The organism is Blautia sp. ZXY-1-C6, from assembly GCF_056339875.1.
In genome coordinates this window covers 1-8,476 of the sequence record NZ_JBWJVQ010000263.1, presented here as the reverse complement: position 1 = coordinate 8,476, position 8,476 = coordinate 1, and the positions used below count along the sequence as shown (strand labels likewise).

The window sequence follows — 8,476 nt, the reverse complement described above, 5'->3', positions numbered from 1 at the left end:
CTCAGGATTTTCAATTCTGTTTTCAGCCATGAACCTAACCATTTCACCACGGGCCATCTTAGCATATGTACCTTTTGTCACCAGTTTATCTCCTGATAACTCACAAAATGTAATCGTAATGTATCTATCCTGTCGTGTCAGATATTTTTCTATGCACTTAGAGTATTCTTTCGATGCCAGATTGATTATAATCCTGCTGTTATCAATCACTGAGCGGTATAATAAATCTCCCCAGTACTCATACAGATTTTTTGTTTCTCCTATTCCAACCTTCGCCTGCATTTCCAAACGATAAGGCGTCACACCATCCCTTGGTTTTAACACACCATAAAATGCAGATATTATTCTCAAATGATTTTGTACATACTCGAACTGACTGTCCTCAAACACAGATGGAGCCATATATTGAAAAGCAATTCCTTCATATGATAAGACAGCTGGGGTAAGTAAATGATAAAGATCCATGTTTTCCAATCTATTGAAGTTCTGTTCTGTAATTTTGTCATTACATTTCCAAATAGTCTTCAGTTCTTCTTTTGACTTACTTTTCAACCAACTTTGTATCTCTGTCGTCTTTTCAATAAATTCAGGCAATCCATCCGGCGCTATGCTGTCAGTATCTGTAATCATCTTTTTAGCAGGGGATAATATTATCTTCATTAATCTAATTCCTTGAGCATATTTTCAGGATCATCTGCAGCCTTGACTTTATCATTTGCCTTTATAATAATCCCCTGTTCATCAATAAGATATGTGGTTCTTACTACTCCCATAGAGACTTTGCCATAATTTTTCTTTTCTTTCCAGACATCATATGCTTCAATAACTTTACGCTCCGGATCTGCTAATAGCGTAAATGCCAGTCCGTATTTTTCTTCAAATCTCTTGTGAGACGCTACAGAGTCCTTGCTTACTCCGAGAATAACAGCTCCCTTCTCAGTAAACTGTGGATAACGCTCAGAAAAGCCACATGCCTGCTTCGTACATCCTGGCGTATTATCCTTTGGATAAAAATATAAGATCACTTTTTTCCTGCATAATCGCTTAATTTATGCACTTCTCCGTTCTGATCCGGCAATTCAAAATCCGGTGCTTTTATTCCTAACTCTAACATTTACTATTCCTCCGCTTTTGTATTTTTCACCTGTTTTCTTGTTCTTTTATTACCCGAAATCATTTTATGACCAGAATAGACTGCCATAATCATGCATATCAGAGAGCCAAATGCAAAGTATTTGTGTGCTGCTTTTAACCCTTTATATCCTGTATAAAAAGTTCCAATCATTGTGATCAATGCTCCTACTGACCAATATTTATGTGCTTTCATGTAATTCCTCCATTTTTTCAGTGTATTCAATTCTAATTATACGCTACCATATTCCTATGTCAATTTGATAATAGAGCATTCCTATAAAATTTTTCAAAATATCATTGTCAAAACTATGTATTGTTATCCTTTAATTTTTCTTTGAAATAATTGACAAAAAGCTTGCTTTCAGGAGATTACTATTTAATCTCTTTTCCATCTATATATAGTTGAAATTTATCAGGATTATTGACAATATCATAGTCCTTTCCGTATTCTACAGGTCTATATTCGGCTGTCATTACCGATTCCCCGTCTTCAATATCCTCTTTCCATAAATAGATGTGCATATCAATGCTCGTCGCATATCCTCTGTCTGTGGAGAATTTTGTCGAATGAAAAGAATCATCCTTGTACATCTGCAAAAGTTTTCTTGCAAACGCTTCTCTATCCTCAATATCTTCCCTATTTGCGACCACGGTTATATTTTCATCCCGATTTACAGAAAAAGTTCCAACTACATCTGGTTCGCCTTCTTTATGACTGGATTCAAATTTCCCATAAATACTTCCTGCAGCAATTATCAAGATTGCTGTTCCTGAAATTACTGCAATTATCTTTTTCTTCATATTTTTAATTTCCTTTTAATTTTTTTACTGCGTAATTGATTACTTCTTCCGGTATGGGCCTGTCTCCTTTAAGTGTCATTTTCTTCCATTCTTCCTGCACAGCCGGGTCAGGATTATCAAATCCTGCATCTATGGCTATCTGCATTTCTCTGCGTACTTCTTCTGGTGTTGTGTTATACTTTTCTGCAATCTTCTCATATATAGTTTTCTCTCTCATTCATTTTCCTCCGATATATAAGTGGAATTATATCTTGTTCTATAAAATCAATTTAGCATATTTCTGTTGGCATGAAAAGAGACTTTACAACTTAAAATTGGATAAAAAGGACAAAAAAAGAAGAGCTACTTGCTCTTCCCATATAGTAGTAGTAAAATAATATGTCATGCCAGCGCAATATATTACCTAGAATATCGCTATAACAGGAAAGGGGCTGCATTGTGACAGCCCCTAGTTTACTTCATCACGTTGTCTACATTCTGAATGAACTCGTTCCCTGGTTTATTTTAGCATCGGTCTGGATTTTGTTTCATAAAGATAAATTTTGCCACAGAGCGGTCATATGTTTTAATGTGTCCAAACAGCCAGTCGATTACATTTTTCTGTACAAGTTCACTGAACCGATCTGTCGGTCCTTCATACTCCTGAAGGTATTCATACAGTTCCTGAATTGTCTTTCTAAACTCTTCATGTTTTTCATAATGTTTTTCACGCTCTGGATAACCGGATTTTTCCTGAAGCTTTTCCTCTTCTTTAAAATGAAAGTCAGTATATTCATCCAGATAATCCAGCATTTTGATTGCTTTTACTTTGCTGTCGCCATTTTGACAGGCAGTTACAAAGTTCTGGATACGGTCGATCAATTCTTTATGCTGGGTATCAATTGTTTCATTTCCTGTTACTAAATTGTCATCAAAGGTAATGTTTAAATCGTAAGTCATAATTTGACCTCCATTTCTTTTATATGTTCTCTTAGGATCTTTTAATGTCTGGCAGTTTCGTACCTGCATTTTCTGCTTAGTCTTCTACAGGAACGAAAACATCTTTTCCTAATCCGCAGATTGGGCATGTCCAGTCATCTGGAATATCCTCAAATGCAGTTTCTGGATCGATACCAGCGTCTGGATCTCCTACTGCCGGATCATAAATATATCCACATGGTTCACATTCATATTTTATCATAGTCATTTTCCCTTTTCAATGTCGATTTATTTTTGTTACCAAGTTCCTAGCAATTTTTCTAACACTTTGTTTCTTGTATATCTGTATTATACATGATAATTATTCTCTTGTCAATAATAGTAATTATTATTATTATTATTGTACTTAGCATAAACTGATATTTGAATTGCAAATTTACATATTGTATATATCATGGGAATAGTTGAATAAAAAAATGAACTCTATTCATTAAAGACAGAGTTGCTGGAAATTATTTCTCTCCAACAACTTTTTTCGTCTTTAAGTCCTTGAAACACAATACTGTCCAATCAGATTCATCCAACTGTTATATTTATTCTTTTCACACACCTTTCGGCAAATTTCATTTTCCATCAATACACAGAACATCTTATCATAATCAAATGCCCAAACAGCACCATTCACATGGTTTTCCACTGCTTTTTGATCTATGTTCTTTAAACGTGTGACCATTTTTTCAATTTCTCCATTTCTCAAGTTACCGATATTTTTGCAGATAAACCGAAAGAAATTCAACGTTGCATATTCGTCATGCCAATGGAACTCTTCTGGATTGTTTTTAATTTTACTGACTCGCTGCTGTTCTTTGATTATCTGATCAGCTACACCTTTCATCGAATCTTCGTATCTCATATTACTCACCTACTCTTCCTCAACGCCCAGTGACGGTTTAAATCTTTTATCCTTTGCCTGCGGTACCACGATCTCATAAAAATAAAATCCTAAATATCCAAGTGCCTGCTTCTTCATTTTATAAAAAGAAGTCCTGCCTATTCCTAACTCCTGCTGTACTTCCACATCTGTCTTATTATAATGACTGCAAAAACAGGAATGAAGGATTTCACTGAGCATCACACCATTCGGTGCATAGAACTTCACCAGTGTCATTCCACGATAGATCATATCAGACAAGCCATAAATGATCATCAGGTTATTCATTTCCCGGTGCATCTTTGGCACATTCAGCTGATTGTTATAAATGCTCAGATAACTCAATGCATATGCCATATCTTCATTGATTTTCTCCTGGCACTCCATATCCAGTTCTTCCAATACAACCTGGTTTTCTAAAATCAGTTTCTGGTAGCTTCTCATCAGTTCTTTAATATCAGTATAATGTCTTTCGATTGTAACTTCCAGATAATCCTGTGCATGACTTGCCATCTGGAAGGTAATTTCTTTCATTGATTTAATTGCATAATCTCTGTCTGTCATCAGTTTCAAAATCTCCTTATCATCATCACACTAACTGGCGGTCTTTCAGACCAGTTCGCTTTCCCCATGATTTTGATGGGAAGCAATTACTTACTACAACTTGCAGAAGCGGATATCCAAAAGGCATTGTGGGAGCTGCCTTTGCTGACCGAAATCCATCTTCTTATGTAAAACCTGCAGGAATATAAAGGGAAAGTGACTATCCCTGCCGGTTAATAATCCAAATAATATCGTCTATACCAATCTCTCCTTATGCTGTTTTTCTCTCCATAAACCATTTATCCACTTCGTAAAACAAGTGGCTTTCCTGCCCCTGTATCATACAGGTGTACATCACTCCTACACCGCCTGCCTTTCTGCTGGCGCATCGCTCAATTTTCAAAATTCTGTCAATACTATATTTTCTTCCATCCTCCCATGTAAAAAATATGGGAACCAGCCGTCCGTCTTTCCGGAACTCTGCCACTACATCTACATATACTTTGTTCATGCCGACACCTCACTATAAAATCTCGATTGCTCTTGGCGATGCCGGGATTCTGCGGATATATCCATTTTGCTCCAACTGCTTGATTCTGGAAAAAGCAGATGATGTTGATCTTACTCCGATCAGTTTTCCAAATTCCCGGACTGTCGGCGGGTATCCATGCTCCTTCGTATAATTCAAAATACACTGATAACTTTCTTTCTGTTTTCTGGTTAATACTTTTTTCAAATCTATCCCTCCAATTACCCATGAAAATAACTGTGTGGATGGACCGTGTGCGTACCAGCGTCTAAGTGGGATAAGACTTTATTCTGATACATTGCCGCTCGCTGTATACTGAAATATCCAAACCGTCGTCTAATCTCATCTACAGTACGATCCAGCTTCTCTAACTGCTGCAATCCTTTGATTGGCAGGTAAGACGCTTCAACCGGAATTAGTACTTCATCTGATGCAGCCAGTGCATTGATTGTGATCATTCCCAATGATGGCATACAATCAATGATAATTGCATCATATTGATCCTTGATACCATATAAAATCTGTTTCAATACATATTCCCTGCTCATTGCATTTACCAACTGTACTTCCGTACCTGCCAGTCCAATGTTAGAACAGATAATGTCTATTCCTTCTGCCTGATGCCTGATATAACAGTCTGAAGGAATATCTTCATCTTTCATTACTGTATCCATAAGAGCTGTAAGTGTTTCATTACTTTCATCACAATCACGATATCCAAATCCTGCGGATACATCAGACTGTGGATCGGCATCAACGATTAACACTTTCATATTCTTTTGTGCTAATCCTACTGCTAAATTAGCTGTACATGCTGATTTTCCCGTTCCCCCTTTTTGGTTTACAATAGAAATTACTTTTGCCATAATCTTTCCCTTCTTTCTTGTTAAATAAAAAGACTGAATCAGACAGCTGAGATATAAATCTCATGCGAGCTAATTCAGTCCAAAACATATTTTTATTCAATTATCACCGCTTTCGTGGTATAGTAAATACATCTCAGCAGAGTTCTGAAATTCTATTACTTCTGTACTGTGTTATTTATAAAAGAGAGGCCTTTCCTTCATAAATTCGTTGATTGGTTACGAAATTTATTTAGGACTAAATCGCTAGAGCCCTTGTATTATAAGGGGTTCTGCCTTGTGTCATTATAATAACACAAGCACCCCCATTTAAGATATTCATCATCGGTACAGGCATCTGTCTGGTATGGCAGCCGCCAAGATACTGATATAAAGGAACGCGGAGAGCTGCTGCTGCCGCCCTTGCTACTGCCAGGGATACTCCCAGTGCCGCATTTGCCCCTACATTACTTTTATTGTCTGTGCCGTCTGTTTCTATGATTTTTTTATCAATATAGGACTGATCCAGAGCATTTTCTCCAAGAATTGCTTCTGCCAGCTTTGTATTTACATTCTCCACTGCTTTGCGGACACCAAGTCCGGTGTAGCAGCCTTTTTCTCCGTCACGAAGCTCCACTGCCTCGAACTTTCCTGTGGAAGCTCCCGAAGGGACGATTGCCCTTCCCGTATATCCATTTATCCCGATCACACCTTCTCCTACTGTTACTTCTACTTCCACTGTAGGATTTCCTCTGGAATCAAGTACCTGTCTTGCATGAACCCTTCTCACAGGCAGATAACGTAACATATTAGAACCTCCTGATCATTTTAATAAACCGGTAACTGTTCCATATTTTCACAGTTACAGTTAAACCTCAAGTCAAAATACGTCACTGAGAACGGCGTGAACAGTAACGTAATTTGACTTGTATATCTTTACAACCATATTTTTACCCAATATGCTTCCGGCTATGCATTGTCTATATCCATTATTATTTTCAGAATATTTTATCAATACAAATAATTTTAATATTATCTTTTAAATATTTTTGTAAATTTTCTATTTTCATTCTTGACATTTCATTCTTTATCTGTTATATTAAGTTCATAAAACAAAAGGGATTACGAAAAACAAAAAAGTAAAGGAGTGAGACCACCGAAAACATAATCTTTTCTTCATAATTTAAGAAAGCGAGGTACAGACCACCAGAATAGCAAAGTTTCAAATTCATGACTTATAAGAAAGGCAGGTACGGACCACCAAGAACTTAAGCTTTTAAATCCAACTAAGTTTTATAAGTAGTTCCTATCAAACAAGGAAGGTACAGTCCAATGGAAACCTAACGATTTATCTTATTTTGAACGTAACAGTTAAACATTCTAAAGAAGGTACGGTCCAATGGAAATTTAATGATTTACTTTATTTTTAAAGTGACATTCAATCAAAATAAGGAAGGTACAGTCCAATGAAACGTTAACGATTTACCCTATTATAAAACGTAACCGTTCATTTACATGAAGAAGGTACAGTCCAATGAAAACTTAACGATTTACCCTATGAAACTATAAAAGGAAGGTACAGACCAATGGGACAGTAAATTTCATAATTCAAATTCATACAATTTCATAATTTATTTTACAGAAAGTGAGGTATCATCCCTTGGATACAGAATCTTAACAGGAGCCACGATGAAATATAAATCTGTGGCTCTTTTATTTGTCATTCAGCTTCTATAGTTCCCCTCTTTCTCATATATTAAACTAATATCATTCCATTCTGAGGTTAACACTCTCTATGCATCTCAAATACATATCTTCCACTCGGATTTTCTCTTCCAGATTTACCAAGATTTTTCTTCTTTTCTGTGCTTGTGCATTTATAGGTTCCTCTATAGGAAAAATCGTATCGCACAACACTGCCAGACAGACTGCTGCTTCTGCCCAAAGTTCCAACTGGGGACTCAGTTTTCAGGAAGAAGGCAAACGTCCTGTTGGAAATGCAACGATAGAAGAATTGGCTCAGTACAATGCCTTTTTTGCTGAAGATACCGAAGAAAAGAAAATCTATCTCACCTTTGACGCAGGCTTTGAAAATGGAAATACTCCTGCTATTTTGGATGCACTGAAAAAACATCAGGCACCTGCTACATTTTTTGTGGTTGGAAATTTCATTTCGGAAAACAAAGATCTGATCAAACGAATGGAAACGGAAGGGCATATTGTCGGCAATCATACTATGACGCACCCGGATATGTCAAAAATTTCCACAAAAGAATCTTTTCAGAAAGAATTATCCGATGTAGAAAAAATTTACAGGGAAATTACAGGAAAAGAAATGACAAAATTTTACCGCCCCCCACAGGGCATCTACAGTACACAGAATCTGTCTATGGCCAGAGAACTGGGATATCACACATTTTTCTGGAGCCTTGCCTATGTAGACTGGTACCAGGATAACCAGCCAGATCCACAGGAAGCTATTGCAAAACTGACGAAACGGATTCATCCGGGAGCTATTGTACTGCTACACAGCACCTCTTCCACTAATGCACAGATTCTGGATGAACTGTTGGATAAATGGGAAGAGATGGGATATTCCTTTCATTCTCTGAATGAATTATGATCATTTAACATTTTCCGATACTGTTCACACACCACTATCCCGCGAGGTGTTTTGGCATGAATATGCCAAAATCCCGAGACATACAAGCCAAAATTCCATTGCCGCAGGCAATCTGGAATGAATTTTGGCTACGTTACTGTGAACGGAGTGAACCA

Annotated in this window: 12 protein-coding genes and 2 pseudogenes; 1 reads left to right on the top strand and 13 read right to left on the bottom strand. The window is 36.9% G+C overall.

All coding sequences use genetic code 11. The features are described from left to right. From yaaA to eno, 13 genes and pseudogenes are all read right to left on the bottom strand, one after another. On the bottom strand, positions 1–660 hold a 660-nt coding region (gene yaaA / locus AC075J_RS17090; protein ID WP_476390534.1), incomplete at its 3' end, for a peroxide stress protein YaaA. Beyond that, positions 660–1,114, bottom strand: a pseudogene (gene bcp / locus AC075J_RS17085) (thioredoxin-dependent thiol peroxidase). The gene yaaA and the pseudogene bcp, both read right to left, overlap by 1 nt. A 3-nt stretch (positions 1,115–1,117) precedes the next feature. Beyond that, positions 1,118–1,327: a DUF6219 family protein gene (locus AC075J_RS17080; RefSeq protein ID WP_008708189.1), complete on the bottom strand. Its 210-nt coding sequence runs from the start codon at positions 1,325–1,327 to the stop codon at positions 1,118–1,120. 179 nt (positions 1,328–1,506) lie between these two features. Then, positions 1,507–1,935 carry a hypothetical protein gene (locus AC075J_RS17075; RefSeq protein ID WP_008708191.1) on the bottom strand — a complete coding sequence of 143 codons (429 nt, stop codon included), beginning with the start codon at positions 1,933–1,935 and terminating at the stop codon, positions 1,507–1,509. Between the two features lie 4 nt (positions 1,936–1,939). Then, on the bottom strand, positions 1,940–2,152 hold the full coding sequence (locus AC075J_RS17070; RefSeq protein WP_008708193.1) for a sporulation initiation factor Spo0A C-terminal domain-containing protein: 213 nt from the start codon (positions 2,150–2,152) through the stop codon (positions 1,940–1,942). A 287-nt stretch (positions 2,153–2,439) separates the two neighbouring features. Next, complete coding sequence (locus AC075J_RS17065) at positions 2,440–2,874, bottom strand: bacteriohemerythrin (protein WP_008708195.1); 435 nt, start codon at positions 2,872–2,874, stop codon at positions 2,440–2,442. Between the two features lie 76 nt (positions 2,875–2,950). Continuing rightward, positions 2,951–3,115, bottom strand: a complete 165-nt coding sequence (rd, locus tag AC075J_RS17060; RefSeq protein ID WP_020993356.1) for a rubredoxin — start codon at positions 3,113–3,115, stop codon at positions 2,951–2,953. Positions 3,116–3,394: 279 nt separating this feature from the next. Continuing rightward, complete coding sequence (locus AC075J_RS17055) at positions 3,395–3,766, bottom strand: hypothetical protein (protein ID WP_008708198.1); 372 nt, start codon at positions 3,764–3,766, stop codon at positions 3,395–3,397. 9 nt (positions 3,767–3,775) lie between these two features. Next, entirely contained in the window at positions 3,776–4,348 is a 573-nt protein-coding gene (locus AC075J_RS17050; protein WP_008708199.1) for an ArpU family phage packaging/lysis transcriptional regulator, read from the bottom strand. Positions 4,349–4,598: 250 nt separating this feature from the next. Next, positions 4,599–4,838, bottom strand: coding sequence for a hypothetical protein (locus tag AC075J_RS17045; protein WP_008708201.1), 240 nt, complete (start codon positions 4,836–4,838; stop codon positions 4,599–4,601). 12 nt (positions 4,839–4,850) lie between these two features. Then, positions 4,851–5,063: a LexA family protein gene (locus AC075J_RS17040; RefSeq protein ID WP_020993357.1), complete on the bottom strand. Its 213-nt coding sequence runs from the start codon at positions 5,061–5,063 to the stop codon at positions 4,851–4,853. Between the two features lie 14 nt (positions 5,064–5,077). After that, a complete protein-coding gene (locus AC075J_RS17035; RefSeq protein WP_020993358.1) occupies positions 5,078–5,722 on the bottom strand; it encodes a ParA family protein in 645 nt (214 codons plus the stop codon). 298 nt (positions 5,723–6,020) lie between these two features. Beyond that, positions 6,021–6,506, bottom strand: a pseudogene (eno, locus tag AC075J_RS17030) (phosphopyruvate hydratase); the annotation flags it as partial. Positions 6,507–7,493: 987 nt separating this feature from the next. Between eno and AC075J_RS17025 the strand changes: the two are divergent. Beyond that, positions 7,494–8,321: a polysaccharide deacetylase family protein gene (locus tag AC075J_RS17025; RefSeq protein WP_022381350.1), complete on the top strand. Its 828-nt coding sequence runs from the start codon at positions 7,494–7,496 to the stop codon at positions 8,319–8,321. Positions 8,322–8,476 lie beyond the last annotated feature (155 nt).

What these genes read in the sequence shown, in the direction of transcription:
- AC075J_RS17070 (WP_008708193.1), bottom strand. Translation starts at nt 2,152, where the DNA reads ATGAGAGAGAAAACTATATATGAGAAGATTGCAGAAAAGTATAACACA.
- AC075J_RS17080 (WP_008708189.1), bottom strand. Translation starts at nt 1,327, where the DNA reads ATGAAAGCACATAAATATTGGTCAGTAGGAGCATTGATCACAATGATT.
- AC075J_RS17065 (WP_008708195.1), bottom strand. Translation starts at nt 2,874, where the DNA reads ATGACTTACGATTTAAACATTACCTTTGATGACAATTTAGTAACAGGA.
- AC075J_RS17035 (WP_020993358.1), bottom strand. Translation starts at nt 5,722, where the DNA reads ATGGCAAAAGTAATTTCTATTGTAAACCAAAAAGGGGGAACGGGAAAA.
- AC075J_RS17055 (WP_008708198.1), bottom strand. Translation starts at nt 3,766, where the DNA reads ATGAGATACGAAGATTCGATGAAAGGTGTAGCTGATCAGATAATCAAA.
- rd (WP_020993356.1), bottom strand. Translation starts at nt 3,115, where the DNA reads ATGATAAAATATGAATGTGAACCATGTGGATATATTTATGATCCGGCA.
- AC075J_RS17050 (WP_008708199.1), bottom strand. Translation starts at nt 4,348, where the DNA reads ATGACAGACAGAGATTATGCAATTAAATCAATGAAAGAAATTACCTTC.
- AC075J_RS17075 (WP_008708191.1), bottom strand. Translation starts at nt 1,935, where the DNA reads ATGAAGAAAAAGATAATTGCAGTAATTTCAGGAACAGCAATCTTGATA.
- AC075J_RS17025 (WP_022381350.1), top strand. Translation starts at nt 7,494, where the DNA reads ATGCATCTCAAATACATATCTTCCACTCGGATTTTCTCTTCCAGATTT.
- AC075J_RS17045 (WP_008708201.1), bottom strand. Translation starts at nt 4,838, where the DNA reads ATGAACAAAGTATATGTAGATGTAGTGGCAGAGTTCCGGAAAGACGGA.